Genomic DNA, 17,248 nt, shown 5'->3' with positions numbered 1-17,248 from the left:
GTCAGTGGCCGGCGAACACCAGCGTCTTGATCGGCAACAGCAACGCCTGGATCCGCAGCAGCAGCGCATGGACGAGACCGGTCGCGTCGACGGCGTGCAGGACAAACCCCTTCAACGCACCGGTTTTCGGATCGGCGATGACGTCATGGTTGCTGGTGTAGGCGTTGACGATGCAGGAGCTGCCCGGCGTAACGTCCTCGAGGCCACCCTTGTAGAGCGGCTCCAGGAGCACGAGAATCGAGCCCGGCGTTTGCAGGTTCTGGGGATCAATCAACTGTTCGCCGGCCCGGAACTGGCCGGCGGCGATGAAGTCCTGCACGCTGGTGACGACCAGCGGAATGATCACCCAGGGCTTCGAGACGCAGGTGGCTTCCGCGATCATGCCGGGCTTCATCACCTGGGCCTCGATCTGCCCGAATCCGGCCTGCAACCTGTTCCGGCCCGCCTCTTCCGGGATCAGGATTCCGGCCGGCCGCATGATCTGGGCGACGAGGTCGCCGGGGCGGACGCTGAATTGCTCGACGCGGCCATCGACGCCGGCGCGGACGTAGGTCTTGTCGAGGTCCACTTGCGCCTGCGCCTGCTCGGCCTCGGCGCGCGCCCGCTCGGACGGCAGGACCGTGGAGACGCGCAACGCCGCCGATTCCTTGACGGCGTTCGCCGCGTCGACGCCGGATTGCCGCTGATCGACCAGCACCTGCAGCTTCTCGATGTCGCGCTGCGGCACAATCCCGGGATTGCGGCGCTGCAATTCACTCTTCACGTCCAGTTCGTCCCTGGCCTGCTGCAAGGAGGCTTTGGCCTCCCCGACCTGGGCGTCCGCCTTGACGATGTCGACCCCCGCCGAGATCAGCGCCGCGTCGACCTCGGCGATCTTTCGCTTGGCGGTCTCCAGCGCCGCCTCCTGCTTCGAACTGTCCAGCCGGAACAGAACGTCGCCTTTCTTCACCGCCTCGGTGAAGCCGACATTGACCTCGACGACGCGGCCCGAGCCTTCGGGCAGGATCGGCACCGTCCTGAAGTAGAGCGCCGCCGAAGTGGTCGAGGGGTGGAAATAGAAGATCGTGGTGATCAGTCCGATCGTAAGCATCAGGCAGCCGGTGATGCCCCACCTCAGTTCGTACCAGACGGAGAAGAACGTGATCTCCTTGCCGAACCGCTTGCCCTGCCGGTAGCGGCGGTAGAGGTAGTCGGGAAGGATCGTCACGAGCGAGCAGAGCATCATTTCAAACATGGCCGTGGCCCCCCCTCTTCGTGGGCGTCCTGACGTCGGAATAGCCGGCAGGTGCGGGTTCGGTTTCGGGCGCGAGGGCGGGCGCTTCCGGCGTGGCGTCGGCGATGCGTTCGACGGAATCGGCGATGCTGCGCATCGGGGTGCCGAAGTCCGGCAGGTCGATCATGGCGAGCAGCAGGCCCGCGACCCAGAAGATGTGCATGTGGGTAAACAGCGAAATCAGGCCGAGAACGGCGACGATCTCGAACTGCAGCTTCTGGGATTTGTGCGCCATGCGCTCGGGCAGGCTGTGCAGCTTCCAGTACAGGGTGCCGACCCAGAAAACGGTCGCGATCAGCAAAATGCCCATCACCACCAGCATGGGATCGGCGCCGTCGGCGCCCGGAACGAAAAACGGCGGGTGATGCGGGGCCGCCGGATGAAGCTGTTGGCTCAACGGATTATTCTCCCAGTGCCGCCTTTGCGTGCGCCCAAATCGATGTCGACGCTTCCGATTTGCTTCCGAAATGCTGGTCAAGGAGCACTTCGAAATTTCCTCAAAATACTAAATGGCAGTGATCACAAGGCTTTGCGGTGGTGGGCGCGACGGGGATCGAACCTGTGACTCCTACCATGTCAAGGTAGTGCTCTCCCTTGTCTCGCCTCCGGCTCGACCGAAAAATCGTAGAAGATCAGCGGCTTGCGCCACTGTACGATTTTGTCGTGAGCAACGCAATGCGCCCTCAAACCTACCCAGTGGGACCAGATTGGGACCAGAATCTCGTCAACGGTCGCCCCCCTTTCTGACGAGCTATCGCCAATTTTTGGTGACGGCCTGATCAGTCAGGCGGCATCTAACGGGATGCTGTCGGGCAGGCTACGACCTTCTCCGGCGGACAGTCAGAGCCAACCAGCAGGCGACGCAGGCATCCAGAATGTCTTCGATCGGCAGCGCCTGCTCGCGTCCGGCCTTTTCGATTGTGTGCAATTCGGGAAAAGGCCGCATGAGGGCACGCTGACGCTCCTGACGTCCCAGGGCCGATGCCTTCCGGTGGACCATCGGTTCGGAAAAACAGACTTCTGGGTGTACTTCACGCACCACTTCGCGAAGATCGACCCGCCTTTGGAGAAACTCATCAATTTCCTCGATTTTGGGCAGTATCGCGAAAGTCTGCTTGGTGAGCTTCTTGCCGTGAGGCCCGCTGGCCCGTGCCCGTGAATTGAACCGCGCTGTTTCGGTGCTTGGACCTAAGGCTGATCCCAATATAGTTATTCCAAACATTAAAGCGCGTTTTGTTGAGCTTGAACCCGCTGCCGTAACCCAGGAGACGACCAAACTCGCTGACAAACTTTCGGAGACAACAAGTTTGTCAGACGCTTTCGCGGTGGTAAAGCATCTGGGTGGGTCGTGGAGCAGACGAAGGCGCCCGGGTCTGTTAGGCAAAGAATATTTGGCGGTCGATTTGTTTGGTGAAACGCATGAATTTAATGAAGGAGCTGAGTTTATAGGTTGGGTACTGACTGGGGTCGTCCCACGCGCTATTCGAGTTCGCTACAAAGAATAGATCAGCCGTCTGGCACTCAAATGACACCAGAACAATCAAAAAAATTGAAAGTCGGCCAGCGCGTGGCTTGGCAGGCCAGCGCGACGGACCAAGGTACGGTCACAGCCAGCGATTGGTCCGGCGTGCGTATTGAATGGGATAACGGCAAAAACCAATTTTTTCATCACAACAACATGAACGAAGTCGAAGTAAGCAGAGACAATCTGCAGTAGCGTTTTTGTGGTGGCCATGCGCAGCGCGGTAGTGGAAGCGCCTATCGACCGAAACTCTGACTTATCGTCTCTGCATTTTCGTGCACCGCCTTGTTGGCGAGGGCAATGAAGATCGGGATGGCCGCGATCAATAGTAAGCCCATCACTATGCGCGGGCGGCTTGGACGGCGCTTGGGACGCTTGCTATCTTCGTTTTCCATCCCTTTATCGTTTCCCTACCGGCCCCGATGGAATGATGGCTAATCAAATGCAACGCCGATCCGGCGCGCCTTCCGCCAAACGATGTGACAATGGTGGTTACTATGCTCGGCCTCAATGACAAGATCAAATGAACCGGGGATGCCCATTTGGCTTTCGACTTCAAGATTCGCACCACCGACTGACATCTTACGGATTAAACAGTCGATCACAGAGCCGCCAAACAAAATTGTTCCGGCCTTCATGACATTCTGGCGCTGGGTATCTCGCTTGTCGTTCATCACAACCGCGCTGTGCCAAGCGTTCAACTAATTAGTGATTTTCGTCAATCCAACTAGACCTCAATTGCCTTCCTCGGCAAGCCGTACCTTAGCCCATCACGCAGCCTGTCACGACCTGCCGGGGTGATTGAGTCGTCAAGGTTATTAGATCGCGTCATGCCGTTTCAAGCGACTTAAGGCGTTCCCGCTTTTCAACGAACAAGAGCAGACCCTGCATTCGCAATCGGGCGAGCTATCGCTAAATTTGGTGACGGCCTGGCCGATCAGGCGGCGGCGGTTATGGGCTGACGGTCAGTCGGTTTGGCGATGACCTCGATCCCGTCGTTGAATGTCACACCGAGGACGAGTTTTGGCAACTGGTTGTGGCCATCGAGACGACGCCAGCTTTTCTGCGCGGCCTCAAGCAGCTTGAAGACCATTGCGAGCGCCGTCCTGTTGGACAGGCAACCCTTCGATCGGATGGTGCGGTGGCGCACGGTAGCGAAGGTGCTTTCAATGGGATTGGTCGTCCGCAGGTGCTTCCAGTGCTCGGCCGGGAAGTCGTAGAACGCCAGTAGCGTGTCCCGATCCTTGCTGAGGCAGTCGGCCGCCTTCTCGTATTTGGGCGTGTAGCTCTCGATGAAGGCGTCGAACGCCAGCTCGGCGGCGGCCTTGGTTTCCTGCTCAATTGCGAGACCAGAATGCTGCATGTCGGCGGCCTCCCGGACCGCGTGCATCGAAAGCTATTTAGAGAAAATGAGGCTAAGCGGCGGATCGCCTTCCACCATAATCCTTTTGTGTGATTCAGACGTTGAGGCAAAAAGACTTTCGCTTGGGGAAAAGCCGGACGGCGCGTACCGATCGGCCGCATTGGCCCATTCCGCTGTGGGCAATGACATAACCCCTGTTACCTGGGTAAATTGCCCCTGTTATGGATCGGATACTCCCCTGTTCTGAAGCTGCTAAATCGGCGGTAAGCGGGACGAAAAAGTTATATAATTCAGGTATTTGGCGGCCAATCGAAGCGTCGCAGATGATGATGATGATGATGATGATGACCCGAGTTGCGCCGGCTTGCGACCAGCTACCTGGAGGACCAAACGTTCCGGCGAGATCCGCGTCCAGCAGGTCCGAGTTGATCCCCGCTGATTGAGGGAGGGAATGCGCCACCGCACCGTTCGCGGCTCATTGGCATTACCGACGTTGTTGCTGTCACGCAGGCAAATCAACGCTGTTGCGCCCGCTGCCCACTTGGTTGGGTGGGAACTGCCGTGGAAGCAAATTACCCTTGATAAACCTAGCGAATTTGGCCGCGACCGATTTGCTTTTGTCGCACGCTTTTGTAGTGAATTCCTGGCATGCAAGACACTGGCGCTCGGTAAAGAGCCCGCCAGGATCATCCGTAAGCAGGGTTGCGCAGCGGGCCGCCACGACGGATCACGGCTGTCTGTTCCCAAGCGTTTACACGCGCCGTGTCTTGCTTGGCAGATGCGCGCTTTCGCCCAGACGCGGAACTAAAGTTCGAGTGGGCCCGAACTTGGATTAGACCGTGGCCGGAGCGGCGATCCTTTCCTTCAGTTCGGTGCAGGTCTTGCGGACCTCCGCCGTCATCAGCGAACAGTCCTCAATCTGAACGAAGATGCGCTTGGCCTCCTCGCGGTAGCGCATTGCGGTTTCCTTCATCTCCTGGGTCACGGCGAGCGCATCGCGGGTCATCGCCTCGCATTGCTTGACGCGCTCGATCAGCTCCGCGCCCATCGCCTCGATGTCTTTCGCCGCAGCTTCGTATTCGCGGACAATGGCTTCCGCTGTCAGCTTGCCGATCTCCGTGGCCCCCTCGCGGTGCTCGACATAGTCCGGCATCGACACGGTCGGCTCACGCACCCTTGGCGGCGCGAAAGTCACAGGCCGCGGCTCGTGGACTGGCGGCCTGTTTCGAAACTCTGCCTCGATTTCGCTCTCTAGATCAATGACGCTCGAGACTCGTCCTACTGTTGACTGAACCATCACTAATACTCCCTTGGTTAACAAAGTGAGTCCTCGTAATCGAGCTTAATCAGACTCCGCTTCTTCGGACGCTGCGCGCCGCGCTGTTGCGAAGAGAGAAGAGAATATCGCCAAAGTTCCCGTAGTTCTACTATGACCGATGACGATTGTTCACTAAACGTTCCTTCGCTGAATTAGCCGCTACGTTTTTCAACTTAGGACACGGGGGCACAAAGGCTCCTGTACTCTCCTCGGGCGCTCGCTAAGCGTGTGTCCCACAGGGCTCACCTGTCCACCCAGCCCAGGCTCAAGTCTTCACTGGGTGTTCCGGATGATTGCTTTGCTGAATAGCAGAGTCAGTGAACGGGTCGGGGTCTTATGGGCTTCCGAACAATGACGGCCGCAGCCTGCATGGCCACTCAGACAGGACAACGCTCATCATCAACCTCGCCACGGGTCTCGTTGCCACCGGAATAGTGGCGTTATCGTTAGATGATCCGCTCAGATCAAACTTCAAAATTCGCCAGTAAACCTCGGCGCTGCTGCTGAGCTGACGGCTAGGGTGTTCAAGCCAAAATCGGGACCCCCATTTTAAAACATTGAGGCAATCGGAACACATTGGAACCGTTGGGCGCGCTGCTTCGTCAAAGGGTCTTATGCTTGCTCAAGCGCGACCGAGCTTCAGGATGCGCTTCAAGTGTGCGAACCTCGGCATACGGCCGCTTGACGAGCCTTGGCCAGCATCTACCTTCTTGGCCCTGGGGCACGCAAAGGAACAGCCATGGACGAGACCCTCATTTACGACGTGGGTGCCCACAAGGGCGAGGATACTGAATTCTATCTAAAAAAGGGATTTCGCGTCGTCGCCATAGAGGCGATGCCAGAATTCTGCGAATCCATCAGCAACCGGTTTTCGGAATACGTGAAGTCGGGCGCTCTATCAGTCGTTAATCTTGCAGTGTCGAACTCGCCCGGGGACATCAGCTTTTATGTCGACGATCGTGTTTCGGAATGGGGAACAACGAATCAAGATTGGTCCGAAAGAAACAAGAATTTCGGCGCAGGTGCGGGACGGACGTTGACGATACGCGCTGCGAAGCTAGCGGACATTCTGAAGGAGCACGGTATCCCGAGATACTGCAAAATCGATATTGAGGGCAACGACCTCGAAGCGTTGGCGTCTCTGGAAAATCTCTCCGAGCTACCGCAATTCGTGTCCATTGAATCTGACAAATCAAGCTGGAAAAAACTTATCGAAGAATTCGAGACGTTCGAAAGACTAGGATACCGGAAATACAGAATAATAGATCAGTCGCTTGTCTCCATGCAGAAATGTCCAATGGCTCCGAAAGAAGGAAAGTTTGTTGATTGGCGGTTTAAGAACGGAAGCAGCGGCCTTTTCGGAAATGAATTGCCGGGAACATGGGTAAGTGCACTTGAAGCTATCGAAGTCTACAAGGGCATTTTTCGCGGATATGCAATCAATGGAGACCTTGGACTGTTCGGTGGCGGCCCAAAAAGCATGTTTAATATGGTCGGCAAGATTCAAGAGAAGGTGTTTCGCCTCAAGGGCTCTAGACATTACTTGAATCCCGCGATGCAGTTCCCGCCGCCCGGTTGGTACGACACCCACGCGGCGAGAGAGTGATCGGCCTAAAGACGGAGTCCGCTCTACGGCGCGACCCGCGCGGCTTTTAGCCGTGCGGGCGTTCGTCATGGCTGAAGAAACTGAATGCGGTGCGTGGTGCCTCGCGGACATCAGCGGGGATGCCCTTGCGCGCAACATACTCACCATTCTTGGATCGAACTAACGCGACCATCCTGACTGCCATCTGGAGCGCTCTTTGTATTTAGCGCGCTCAAATGCGTCAGGTCTATCAATACGATGCTGGAACCACAGGGGAATTTTGTGTGGTGGTACAGTTGGGTGGGAACCACCACGACTCCCCTATACTACTGATAAACCTAAGTTTTTTTGCCCGCCTATGGCGTGATTTGTAGTAGAGTTTTGTATTTATTTCAAGGCTACGCGCGGGAAGGTTCAACAGGCGGCACGGCATTGGGTTCGCACGAGGCAAGTTACCCAGCATAATCAATTATCTGCTCAAGGTAATCCCTACCGCTCATTGACAACTGTGCGTTGAACCCTCACCCTTTCGGCTCGATTCCCCATTCCCTATCATCAACGGGCCGCAATGATCCTGAAACGGATTAGCGTTAAGAACTTTCGCTCAATCCGCGACATCACCGTGGATGTTGGCCACCAAATGTCCATCGTGGGCGGCAACGGTGCCGGAAAGTCCACGGTACTTAGAGCCATCGATAGGTTCTACGGACAATCCGCGTCGGTTGAGGCCGATGATTTTTTCGGGAGGCAATTGAACGAACAGATAGAAATCGCTCTTACCTTCACAAATTTTAACGAGGTAGAGCGAGAGACTTTCGGTTCGAGAATACACAATGAAGAGATGACCGTAGTTCGGGTGTTCGACGCTGGAGGGGGCAAGAGCAACGGCCGATACTACGGCGCGACCCGTCAGCATCCAGGATTCTCCGAAATCCGCAACACTACTGGAGCAACTCCACAACGAGCAGCTTACAATGCTCTGCGTTCTAGTGGAGGAGAATACTCGTCCCTACCGTCGATCAACCGCGCAGATCAGATTGCGTCGGCACTCGCGGAATGGGAGGCTCTCCACCCTGACCAATGCGAACTAGCTCGCGATGATGGGCAGTTTTTCGGATTCACCAACGTGGCTAAGGGTGCGTTGCAAAAAGCAACAAGCTTCGTATTTATTCCGGCTGTCCGTGACGCTTCGGCTGACGCGCTTGATGCGAGGGGCGCGGTTATATCTCGATTGCTAGAGCTTGTAGTGCGCAGTGCAATTCAAAAGCGCACTGACATTTTATCTTTCCAATCTCGCATTTCCACTGAGTATCGAGAGCTTACCGACCCAGAAAAGCTCCATGAATTAAGCGGATTATCCGACGAGCTGTCGAATACTCTGCAACTTTACTACAAAGAGGCAGCGGTGGCGCTTCACTGGCAACCCACGCAGGACTTTGCTGTGCCCCTTCCAGCTGCGGATGTCTTGCTTAACGACGATGGATTTGAAGGGCCAGTCGACAGAAAAGGACATGGCCTGCAGCGCGCCTTCATCCTCACGCTGCTCCAACACTTAGCCAAAGCAACATCGGCGGAAGCCGCGCTTTCGAGCGGCAACAGTGACCTCGCTTCTCCTGAAGTCTCGGATTCTGCGCCAGAAGAAACAACGGGAATCGGGGTCGCGACCAATGAAGAAACCGTTCGCACCGAAGCTGCGGTTCCGCTTTATACCCTTCCCGGCTTAATCTTAGCGATAGAGGAGCCGGAGCTATATCAACACCCAACCAAACAGCGCCATTTCGCTAGGGTTCTTAGTCAACTCAGCGCCGGCCAGCTCCCCGGCGTGGCGCGCCAAACGCAGGTGTTGTTCGCAACACACTCAGCTTTGTTCGTATCAATGGATAGGTTTGAAGAGGTTTCGCTCGCCCGCAGGCACAAGGTGGCCGGAAGCGATTACAAAGAGTGCAAGTTAACCTTTTCTACCCTTGCGGACGTGGCTCGGCGATTAGAGCAAGCACACGAAAAGCCAGAGGGAACGTACAGTGCCGAGGGATTGCGCGGAAGATTACACGTTATCAGCGCCGAAATCGCGGAAGGATTTTTTGCGGATACCGTTGTCCTGGTTGAAGGGGTAAGCGACCGCGCGGCCATCGCAGCAGCGGCTGCGTATCTTGGGATCGATTTGGAAGGGCTTGGCATCGCCATTTTAGCAGTGGACAGTATCACTAAGCTGGATCGACCTACCGCAATCTTTGCAGCCCTAAACATCCCCACATTCGTACTCTGGGACTGTGACCGTGGGAACATTCAAAGTGCGCAGCATAGTCGCACCTTGAAATTATTAATGGGCGTTCCAGCCGGTTCAGCGTCGGAAACAACCTCAATCGTGGCTAAAACGTTCGCCTGTTTCGAAACAAAATTGGAGACAGTCCTTAAAGCCGAACTAGGTGGACCGCTTTACCAAACGCAATTAGACACCGTGAAGCAAAGGTATGGCATTGAGCGAAATTCCGATGCTGAAAAGGCTCCTTTCGTAATGAGCGAACTGTTGGCCGGTCTAGCGACTATTGGGCAACGGAGTACAACCTTGGAAAATATCGTCCACGCCATCGTCGCGCTTCGTAACCGGGATGCTCTAAACGAAAGCACCATTTCGGAGGCTGCATGAATCCTCAGCTTCTCTGTGATGCGATCAAGCGCCAAAGGATAATTACGTTTAGCTACAAGAACACGCTACGTAGCGCAGAGCCTCATTTGTTGGGATACGACAAGAAGAACAATCTCGCACTCAGCGCATGGCAACTCAGCGGAGGAAGCGGACAAAGTTGGCGTACTTTCCATTTGTCTCTTATGACCAACGTCTCGATTACAGATGAAGAATTTCCGCGGATTCGGCCAGACTACAATCCAAACGATCAGACCATGAACAGGATTGTGTGCCGCCTTTGATATAGTGGCTCAAGCCCGCCTCTCAGATCGGCCAGCCCTACGCCCTCGACCCCTCATCCCGCGCCTGAACAAGAAGTCGTGCAAACCTCCCGGCGCGTAGAGGTTTTTTCACGCGATTCAGGCGAAAAGCGGTATTTAGGTGGACCGAATCACCCCTCTTGACGGCGCTGGCGCCTTGCCGCAACGTAATGTTCACGTTTTGATCTTATTCTACAGGCAGAAATTTCCGGCGATCACCCAATGGCGAACACCGCGAACCCCTACGTTTTGAAGAGGCCACCAAAGGTGCCGGGGCAGCGGCGCCCGACGGCCGTTGATCTATTTTCAGGGGCCGGCGGCATCACGCTCGGACTCACTAACGCTGGCTTCGAAGTGGTGTTCTGTTCTGACCACGACGAATCGTGTGCGCTTTCCCACCGACGAAATTTCCCCACCATTCCATTTGCGAGAGAGAGCATAGAGAAACTTCGCGCTGCTGACATTCTCGGCACAGCGAACCTCAAGCGTGGTGAGTTGGATCTTCTGATTGGCGGTCCACCCTGCCAAGGCTTCAGCATCATCGGTCAGCGTGAAATTTGGGACACGCGAAATGGTCTCTTTCGAGAGTTTCTTCGCCTTGCCACGGAACTGCAGCCCAAGTGTGTGGTAATTGAAAACGTTCCCGGACTGGCAACGCTTGGCAAGGGTGCTGTCCTTCAAGAAATCGGAAAAGCCTTCGCTGAGGCCGGATATGCGGTAGAATGTGCCGAGCTTCTGGCAGCTCAGTACGGCGTCCCGCAGATGCGGTGGCGAATGTTTTTCATTGGTTGGCGAACCGATCAAAAGAGTCGGGGCGGCTTCCCGGCTCCAACTCACGGACAGTCTGGGATTGGAGACCTCGTTCCTAATAGAACGATCAGGCCGGAAGAGAGCGCTGGTTTCGTTACCATCAAGGAAGCCATAGGGGATTTATGCGTAATCGAAGGCGGCACACTCGGGACGGATTACCGAAAACCTCCGCAGGGCATTTATCAGGAAGCCATGCGTCGAGGCGCGCCGAAGCTGCTATCAAATCACTATGCCGCTCACCTTTCAAAACAGAATATAACGCGGATTAAGTTGCTAAAGCCCGGTCAGGATTGGCGAGACTTACCTCGCAAGCTGCTACCAGCAGGAATGCAAAGGGCGCTGCGCAAGGACCACACTCGCCGCTATCGACGCATGAAATGGGAAGGTATTGCGCGTTCGATCATCACCCGCTTTCGCGATCCCAAGTCCGGAGAGTACACCCATCCCGAACAACACCGGACAATCAGCATCCGGGAGGCCGCTCGCATCCAGAGTTTTCCCGACTGGTTCATTTTCGAGGGAAGTTATTCCGCACAGTACGATCAGGTAGGCAACGCCGTGCCACCGCTTCTCGCACGTGCTGTAGCTGCAGAGCTGTGCAAAGCCCTTCTCAGCTCTGACGGATCAAGGCAATCACCAGTCAAATCTCGCTACAGGATACCCTCTGAAGACTTCGCTGAAGCAGCTGAATAGGCATGGCAAAAAAGACTTCGCGAGGAACGCCGGGAAATTTCGTCAGTGAGTGGTTTGGCCACCGCATCCACCCGAATGTGGTTTCTAATACACAAGCTGTTGCCGACCAAACCAGTGAGCGTTGTCCCTTTCTTTCTGCAGCCACCGGGGAAAATCGCGCCTGCATCAAGAACCCCCAGTCAAAGGGTGTGTGTTCTGTAAGCTGCATCAGCAATGGACCGCGGCAAGACTGGCTTGTCTGCCCCTACAGGGCGTTGAGTCCTGAAATCGTCGCAGGAGCTGTACGTCGATTGTTCGGGCTAGGGACCGAGAGCAATCCATTTGTCACCCCCGCAGTTAATCTCGTGAAATCTGAAGTTCGCGACGACATCTTGTCTCGCCTTCAGACAGGCCAGTCGGTCTTCACATTTTTTGACGAGAAGATGGGCGGCGAGCTGTCCATCCCAGCCACCGATAGGTCTCCCGAGTTCGCTTTCGACGTGACGATTGTCGAAATGACGCTGGTCAACGATGCTCCGCACATCAGCCGATTTGGCATCCTCGAAATTCAAACCACCGACTTTCATGGCTCCTATCAACACGCCGTTCGGAATCTGAAGGACGGTCTGCGGCTGCATCCGGGGAGCTTCGCCGTAACCTTGCAGGCAAATCAGCATTGGTTGTCCGAGGGTGTAGAAGGCCCCAACATTGCGAACGTTTTCAAGCGAACGTTCTACCAGATGATGTTCAAGTTTCAGTTGGGTCATCACGACCGTTGCGCCGGATGCGTTCTCGCCATCCCGCAGTCGGTCTGGGATAGTTGGCAGCGTCACCTTGGAGCGCCCACGCTCGTCGCAGAGCCGGATGGAACGCATAGTCTCCTCGCTCCGGGAAAACCGAAGCCCAACCCTTGGCCAGCATGGATTTTCGTTTTTGATTCCGATGCTGCCGCTCCGACGACACCATCACCTATCCAGGTCCGGACGGTAATAGGAACTGATGCTCCAGCGTTCTCGTATTGGGCGCTTGAAGTGGCTCCAGAAGCCGCCTTGTCTAACATCGATGCTGAGGCAGGGTTTCTCGCTGGAATGTCGCGCCGGCTGAAGGCCATTTGGCCAGAGTTGGCTCGAACCGTGGTTGCGGAGATAGCAGCGGAGCGCCCGACCAAAACCCCGCAAAGCCGAGCGCGGCGCGTCCGGACGGTAGAAGTGGCGATTGAAGCCCTCGAAAAGCAGACTGGCTACGAAGGACCAAGCGAGGAAGCGGTAAGGGAAGACGAGCCAGATGGGGGCTAAACCTCTAGCGCTTTAGCTAGGCGGCTGAGTGTCGTTTCGTCCTCGACTTGGCACTCCCAGATGATAAACACCTTCCATCCAGCGGTTCTCAGCGTAGTTATTGCCGCTACGTCACGGGCTTGGTTGCGTTTAAGCTTCGCCAACCAGTAGCTGGCGTTCGATTTTACTTCGCGGCTACTGACGCGGCAGTGGGGGCATTGATGCCAGAAGCAACCGTGCACAAAGACAACGGCTCTCTTAGTACGAAAGGCCAAGTCTGGCTTACCCGGCAAGTCGGGGACGTGAAGCCGATAGCGTAGCCCGCGCTGATGCAGGAAGCGGCGAACTCTCAATTCGGGCTTCGTGTTCTTGCCCTTGATTGCCGCCATGTTCCGGCTGCGTTGTTCCCGGCTAACCGTGTCCAATGCTCGGGTCTCCGTTGCGATCGGTTCAGTCATAATTCAAGCCACTCAAGCTTGAAATCAGGGCACCATTCACAACCCTCCCTCGTTTCGAAGCCATGCAAATCGGAATCTCTATGATTCCAAAAAATGCCTACTGCCCGTTCCTGCGGATCGTTACACATTGATCTAACGTTCGTTGCGGTAATTTGTAACAGGGGCATCCGACATGGCAGAAGGCAAATTCGTATCCTATTTGCGCGTCTCCACCGACAAGCAAGGGCGCAGCGGACTCGGCTTGGAAGCTCAACGGGAGGCCGTGGCCCGGTATCTGAATGGCGGTCGATGGAAGCTCGTGGCTGAATACGTCGAGGTTGAGAGCGGCAAGAGGAACACCCGCCCGCAGCTTCAGGCCGCAATCAGTCACGCCAAAGCGACGGGGGCTAAGCTCGTCATTGCGCGGCTAGACCGGCTGGCCCGTAATCTTCACTTCGTTTCCAGCCTCCAGGAACGCGGGGTGGACTTCGTGGCTGCGGACATGCCGGATGCGAACCGGCTGACCATTCACATTATTGCAGCGGTCGCGGAGGCCGTGGGCCGGACCATTTCCGAGAACACCAAGAATGCCCTAGCCGCTGCCAAGGCGCGGGGGGTGAAGCTCGGCAACCCCAATGGCGCACGCGCACTCAAAGGGAAGCAAGTGGGCAACGCAGACGCTGTGGCGAAGATCAAAGCTGATGCGGCTCAGCGCGCATCGGACCTCAGGGGCATCGTGGACGACATCAGACGCTCAGGCATAACCACCGTGCGCGGCATCGCGGACGAATTGCACACGCGCGGCATCCGGGCACCCCGAGGAAACAAGTGGCACCCCACTGCGGTCGCAAGGCTGCTCAGTAGACTTGGCAACGCGGCGTAATTTCCAACGGCGCTACCCTGAAAAAATGGGTCCCCTACCGTGACATGGGACCCTTTTAATACGCACTGGAGGGCGCGACTTCAAAATATGGCCCTTAAGGCCACAGCCGCTGCCGAGGTATCTGCAGCAGTGTGAGTATCCACCACGAAACCAAGATTTGTTCACGAAAATAACTCCAGTTGCCTCACATCTGCCCGCACTTAATCCGTATTTAACTAGAACCCATCTTATTCCCGCCTTACTACATGCCATTCTGGGGTGTCGGAAGGACATCCCGTGACCGACAAATTCATTAAAAATCCGTTTCGTTTAAGTCGATTTTTACCCGGCGTGGTTACGATTGCCCCAACCAATGGGAGCGTGTCGTGAGAGACCGGTTCAACGTGACCTATTTGTGCGCTGTTTGCCTGACGGCCCTCTGCGGCCTCGTGATGGGAGCCGTCGCCATCTGGGGCCCGAACCCTCAGCCGCCACCCATCGCGTCGTTATTCGAAACGCTCAAGTACGGCTTCACGATGGGCATGTTTACGGTGTTCGGATTGCTTGGGGTAAAGAACACAAACCCTCCATCATAACCGTAATGCGCTTGTACACGCGGCCCGCGAAGGCAGATGGCTGGTGAACGGGTAACAGGCGTGACCCACCGGGAACCAAGGAAATCCCTTTTAGGGCGAGGGAGACGCTGCTGATGACTCTAGGAGACTCACTGGTGCGCGTTTTTCTGAGGGCCACCGGGGTAGCGGACGTCCGCACAAACGAATCCTGAGTCATCTCTGGGCGCTCTGGGAGTCATCCTCGCCAAGGCTCGCCGTGCGCTCGCTCCCACCCGGTTATTAACATATTAGGCCACACCGGGAACCCGCTGGCTCCCGTAGAAGCCCCACGGACCGCAAACATTCGGTCCACGTTATGGACTGGATGTGCGCCATCGTTCGGAAATTGGTCTAAAAGACCTTCTCCCAATCTGCGTTCAGGAACTGATGCACACCGGGTGCCTTGTGTCTGAAGAGCAAAGCGATTTGAGGCGAAAAGCGCCTAGTGCAGATTACTGGGCGTCGCCTCCAGGAGACCGGGGAGACCTTCTGCTTCCAAACCTCGCTGAAATTCTCGATAAGCATCTTGATCGGTTGGATAAGTCTCGTCCCAGACGGTCGACGTGCCCTCAGCATCAACGACCTCAAGAGACCATCCATCGCCGCCGCTACGCATTCTGTAAATTTCCACGCTCACGGTTATCCCATCGTGGGTGACGGGCCCTGAAAGCGGCGAATGCATTATTTCTGGATCGTTGTCATTGGTCATGGATAGCCTCTGCAGCAGCTTATGGGAGGCAACATATGCGCCCTGGGGAGCCAAGCCATTGAAAACTTTGGCGCTCCCTAGGGGAAGGACCGCGCGCTCACGAAACCCAGATAAAACGGGCACAACTCAGCTTCGCTGCTTCGTCAGTGCTACCACTTTGCGCTACCACCGACAAGCTTGCAGCTGCGTGCGAATACCACAGGGAGGCACTGAGGGGACGCTCGCCCCACGGTGAGCCCTAGGATGCGCGGCTCATGGGGCCAGCGCGCCGCCACTCACTCCCTTGATCCCGCGCGTAAAGTTGGGCTTAGTGAGACTGGGCTGGGGGAATTTGTGAATGCATTCGGTGGGCTTCGTTAACCGTGCAGCTATCGCACGGGTGTCGAGTTATGTTTTCGCGCCTGGCGAATGGCTGCTTTCCCAATTCTCCCGTTTGGATAAGGCCCAGTGGCCAATCCTTTGGGTAATCGGGCTCTTCATCATTCAGGCAATTCCCGCCACTATTGTGCGCGCCTCAAACCTAGAAGAAGGCCGGATAATCGCAATCGCACGCGGCGCGATGGAAGATGGCCATTGGCTTACACCCTTCCTCTATGGTGACCGCTTTGCCGAACGCCCGGTTCTGCTGTCCTGGATCAGCGCGCTGTTTGGTGAACTCACCGGTGGCGTGACACTTTGGTCCCTCCGTATTCCGCACCTTGGATTTTTCCTTGCGGGCGCATTTCTCATCTACGGCTTGTTGAGGTCGATTACCGGCAAAGCCGCTGCGGTATTTGGGGTGCTCTGTTGGCTTAGCACGCCGATGGTCGCCCCGAAGTTCATCAACGCTGAGCCGGACATTGTGATGTCAACGCTCTTGTTTGCAGCGTTCTGTAGCTGGTGGCAGGGGACGATCAGCAAGCGAATGACGCCGCTCAGGTGGGGCAGCATCGGTCTTTTGATCGCCCTCGCAGGTCTTACCAAAGGTCCACAACCCGTTGCTTACTTTACGCTCGGCGTTGGCGCTTATCTCCTGCTGCAACGGCAACGCAGTCAGATTCCCGCATTCATTGTCACTAATGTTCTTGCGGCGCTGGTCATCGGTGGCTGGTATCTGCTCGTGTACCAACCGCATGATCTTGAGTACTGGACGGTTCATTCTCGGCTGCTGACTACAACCGGTCTTCAGCTCGTCCGCGACCACCTTGATTTCGTCGTGAGCATGCTTGCAGAAGTTCTGCCAGCGACAATTTTGATAGGACCGGCGGTCTTTATCATGTCGCGCAGATGGAGAGTCGGCGAGCATGACCTGTTGCTTGCAGCGATACTCTACTCGGTGGTCTGCACGGTAGTTTTGGTCATCTGGCCCGGCGGTGTCGCTACGCGCTATGCAATGCCAGCGACTCTCACCCTCGCGGTAATTTGTGGGCTCGTGTTCGAAGATTGGCGCCGCACCAAGCCCCGGCTAATCGCGTCGACGCTGACCGTGAGCTATCTGATTTTCGGCGGGCTGCTCATTCGGGGCTGGGTCGCGATGCCTTTCTGGCCGCATCTGTTTCAAGAAAGCCAGATAGCCGGGGAAGCGATTGCTGCTGCTCTACAGGACAGGCCTGGCCCCCTCTACGTTCTCACCAACTCGACCGAATACAACATGCTGGTCTACGTCAGGAGGCCGATTCGCACGGTCACGATAGATGATCTAGCACGACTGAAAACACCTGCTGTTGCGGTCATGCTCCCGATGGAAGAAGCCGCTTTGGCTCAGCAAAACCCAAAAATGCGGCTAGTGGATCGCGGAACCATCATATCCCTGAGGAGGCCGTATAGCATTGTAGAGATTCAGCCTTCCGAATCAGGCTGATCATCCGCGCGCTTGTGTTCTCA

17 protein-coding genes and 1 pseudogene are annotated in these 17,248 nt (G+C 56.1%); 9 read left to right on the top strand and 9 right to left on the bottom strand.

The genetic code is table 11. The annotated features are described in order from the left end of the window. Position 1 precedes the first annotated feature (1 nt). From NL528_RS39350 to NL528_RS39340, 3 genes are all read right to left on the bottom strand, one after another. Positions 2–1,234 carry a biotin/lipoyl-binding protein gene (locus tag NL528_RS39350; RefSeq protein ID WP_309179707.1) on the bottom strand — a complete coding sequence of 411 codons (1,233 nt, stop codon included), beginning with the start codon at positions 1,232–1,234 and terminating at the stop codon, positions 2–4. Continuing rightward, on the bottom strand, positions 1,227–1,670 hold the full coding sequence (locus NL528_RS39345) for a hypothetical protein (RefSeq protein ID WP_309179706.1): 444 nt from the start codon (positions 1,668–1,670) through the stop codon (positions 1,227–1,229). The genes NL528_RS39350 and NL528_RS39345 overlap by 8 nt, the downstream gene beginning before the upstream one ends. Before the next feature lie 420 nt (positions 1,671–2,090). Further along, positions 2,091–2,477, bottom strand: coding sequence for a DUF429 domain-containing protein (locus NL528_RS39340; protein ID WP_309179705.1), 387 nt, complete (start codon positions 2,475–2,477; stop codon positions 2,091–2,093). A gap of 321 nt (positions 2,478–2,798) precedes the next feature. Here NL528_RS39340 and NL528_RS39335 point away from each other — a divergent pair, with 321 nt between their 5' ends. After that, positions 2,799–2,990 carry a hypothetical protein gene (locus NL528_RS39335; protein ID WP_309179703.1) on the top strand — a complete coding sequence of 64 codons (192 nt, stop codon included), beginning with the start codon at positions 2,799–2,801 and terminating at the stop codon, positions 2,988–2,990. Positions 2,991–3,031: 41 nt separating this feature from the next. Here NL528_RS39335 and NL528_RS39330 read toward each other — a convergent pair whose 3' ends face one another. The 3 genes and pseudogenes from NL528_RS39330 to NL528_RS39320 form a co-directional block, all read right to left on the bottom strand. Then, the gene (locus NL528_RS39330) at positions 3,032–3,190 is read right to left on the bottom strand and encodes a hypothetical protein (RefSeq protein WP_309179701.1); all 159 of its coding nucleotides are present in this window, start codon (positions 3,188–3,190) and stop codon (positions 3,032–3,034) included. 39 nt (positions 3,191–3,229) lie between these two features. Further along, on the bottom strand, positions 3,230–3,469 hold the full coding sequence (locus NL528_RS39325) for a PilZ domain-containing protein (RefSeq protein WP_309179700.1): 240 nt from the start codon (positions 3,467–3,469) through the stop codon (positions 3,230–3,232). 263 nt (positions 3,470–3,732) lie between these two features. Beyond that, positions 3,733–4,128: pseudogene (locus NL528_RS39320) on the bottom strand (transposase); the annotation flags it as partial. Between the two features lie 481 nt (positions 4,129–4,609). Between NL528_RS39320 and NL528_RS39315 the strand changes: the two are divergent. Beyond that, positions 4,610–4,966, top strand: coding sequence for a hypothetical protein (locus NL528_RS39315; protein WP_309179699.1), 357 nt, complete (start codon positions 4,610–4,612; stop codon positions 4,964–4,966). A 24-nt stretch (positions 4,967–4,990) separates the two neighbouring features. Here the strand turns inward: NL528_RS39315 and NL528_RS39310 are convergent, their stop codons facing one another. Beyond that, a complete protein-coding gene (locus tag NL528_RS39310) occupies positions 4,991–5,311 on the bottom strand; it encodes a hypothetical protein (protein ID WP_375144104.1) in 321 nt (106 codons plus the stop codon). A 904-nt stretch (positions 5,312–6,215) separates the two neighbouring features. On the opposite strand from NL528_RS39310, the gene NL528_RS39305 reads away from it, so the two are divergent. The 5 genes from NL528_RS39305 (at position 6,216) to NL528_RS39285 (ending at position 12,784) form a co-directional block, all read left to right on the top strand. Beyond that, positions 6,216–7,082, top strand: a complete 867-nt coding sequence (locus tag NL528_RS39305) for an FkbM family methyltransferase (RefSeq protein WP_309179697.1) — start codon at positions 6,216–6,218, stop codon at positions 7,080–7,082. A gap of 547 nt (positions 7,083–7,629) precedes the next feature. Then, the gene (locus tag NL528_RS39300) at positions 7,630–9,708 is read left to right on the top strand and encodes an AAA family ATPase (protein WP_309179695.1); all 2,079 of its coding nucleotides are present in this window, start codon (positions 7,630–7,632) and stop codon (positions 9,706–9,708) included. Continuing rightward, entirely contained in the window at positions 9,705–9,989 is a 285-nt protein-coding gene (locus tag NL528_RS39295; RefSeq protein ID WP_309179693.1) for a WYL domain-containing protein, read from the top strand. The genes NL528_RS39300 and NL528_RS39295 overlap by 4 nt, the downstream gene beginning before the upstream one ends. 240 nt (positions 9,990–10,229) lie before the next feature. Next, positions 10,230–11,510 (top strand): DNA cytosine methyltransferase, encoded by a 1,281-nt coding sequence (locus NL528_RS39290; RefSeq protein WP_309179692.1) that lies wholly within the window; start codon positions 10,230–10,232, stop codon positions 11,508–11,510. Positions 11,511–11,512: 2 nt separating this feature from the next. Continuing rightward, positions 11,513–12,784 (top strand): NotI family restriction endonuclease, encoded by a 1,272-nt coding sequence (locus NL528_RS39285; RefSeq protein ID WP_309179691.1) that lies wholly within the window; start codon positions 11,513–11,515, stop codon positions 12,782–12,784. Here NL528_RS39285 and NL528_RS39280 read toward each other — a convergent pair. Beyond that, entirely contained in the window at positions 12,781–13,152 is a 372-nt protein-coding gene (locus NL528_RS39280; RefSeq protein WP_309185190.1) for a very short patch repair endonuclease, read from the bottom strand. The genes NL528_RS39285 and NL528_RS39280 overlap by 4 nt on opposite strands. A 241-nt stretch (positions 13,153–13,393) precedes the next feature. Between NL528_RS39280 and NL528_RS39275 the strand changes: the two genes are divergently transcribed. Continuing rightward, positions 13,394–14,083: a recombinase family protein gene (locus tag NL528_RS39275; protein WP_309179690.1), complete on the top strand. Its 690-nt coding sequence runs from the start codon at positions 13,394–13,396 to the stop codon at positions 14,081–14,083. Between the two features lie 1,035 nt (positions 14,084–15,118). Here the strand turns inward: NL528_RS39275 and NL528_RS39270 are convergent. Continuing rightward, positions 15,119–15,385: a hypothetical protein gene (locus NL528_RS39270; RefSeq protein ID WP_309179689.1), complete on the bottom strand. Its 267-nt coding sequence runs from the start codon at positions 15,383–15,385 to the stop codon at positions 15,119–15,121. A 337-nt stretch (positions 15,386–15,722) separates the two neighbouring features. Here NL528_RS39270 and NL528_RS39265 point away from each other — a divergent pair, with 337 nt between their 5' ends. Next, complete coding sequence (locus tag NL528_RS39265; protein WP_309179688.1) at positions 15,723–17,225, top strand: glycosyltransferase family 39 protein; 1,503 nt, start codon at positions 15,723–15,725, stop codon at positions 17,223–17,225. Positions 17,226–17,248: the final 23 nt, after the last annotated feature.

This window comes from Bradyrhizobium sp. Ash2021 (assembly GCF_031202265.1).
In the GTDB taxonomy this organism is placed as follows: domain Bacteria; phylum Pseudomonadota; class Alphaproteobacteria; order Rhizobiales; family Xanthobacteraceae; genus Bradyrhizobium.
This window is presented reverse-complemented; position numbering and strand designations above follow the sequence as displayed.

Excerpts from the sequence above, each read along its gene's own strand:
- NL528_RS39350 (WP_309179707.1), bottom strand. The coding sequence starts at position 1,234 with ATGTTTGAAATGATGCTCTGCTCGCTCGTGACGATCCTTCCCGACTAC.
- NL528_RS39335 (WP_309179703.1), top strand. The coding sequence starts at position 2,799 with ATGACACCAGAACAATCAAAAAAATTGAAAGTCGGCCAGCGCGTGGCT.
- NL528_RS39330 (WP_309179701.1), bottom strand. The coding sequence starts at position 3,190 with ATGGAAAACGAAGATAGCAAGCGTCCCAAGCGCCGTCCAAGCCGCCCG.
- NL528_RS39325 (WP_309179700.1), bottom strand. The coding sequence starts at position 3,469 with ATGAACGACAAGCGAGATACCCAGCGCCAGAATGTCATGAAGGCCGGA.
- NL528_RS39315 (WP_309179699.1), top strand. The coding sequence starts at position 4,610 with ATGCGCCACCGCACCGTTCGCGGCTCATTGGCATTACCGACGTTGTTG.
- NL528_RS39310 (WP_375144104.1), bottom strand. The coding sequence starts at position 5,311 with ATGCCGGACTATGTCGAGCACCGCGAGGGGGCCACGGAGATCGGCAAG.
- NL528_RS39305 (WP_309179697.1), top strand. The coding sequence starts at position 6,216 with ATGGACGAGACCCTCATTTACGACGTGGGTGCCCACAAGGGCGAGGAT.
- NL528_RS39300 (WP_309179695.1), top strand. The coding sequence starts at position 7,630 with ATGATCCTGAAACGGATTAGCGTTAAGAACTTTCGCTCAATCCGCGAC.
- NL528_RS39295 (WP_309179693.1), top strand. The coding sequence starts at position 9,705 with ATGAATCCTCAGCTTCTCTGTGATGCGATCAAGCGCCAAAGGATAATT.
- NL528_RS39290 (WP_309179692.1), top strand. The coding sequence starts at position 10,230 with ATGGCGAACACCGCGAACCCCTACGTTTTGAAGAGGCCACCAAAGGTG.
- NL528_RS39285 (WP_309179691.1), top strand. The coding sequence starts at position 11,513 with ATGGCAAAAAAGACTTCGCGAGGAACGCCGGGAAATTTCGTCAGTGAG.
- NL528_RS39280 (WP_309185190.1), bottom strand. The coding sequence starts at position 13,152 with ATGGCGGCAATCAAGGGCAAGAACACGAAGCCCGAATTGAGAGTTCGC.
- NL528_RS39275 (WP_309179690.1), top strand. The coding sequence starts at position 13,394 with ATGGCAGAAGGCAAATTCGTATCCTATTTGCGCGTCTCCACCGACAAG.
- NL528_RS39270 (WP_309179689.1), bottom strand. The coding sequence starts at position 15,385 with ATGACCAATGACAACGATCCAGAAATAATGCATTCGCCGCTTTCAGGG.
- NL528_RS39265 (WP_309179688.1), top strand. The coding sequence starts at position 15,723 with ATGCATTCGGTGGGCTTCGTTAACCGTGCAGCTATCGCACGGGTGTCG.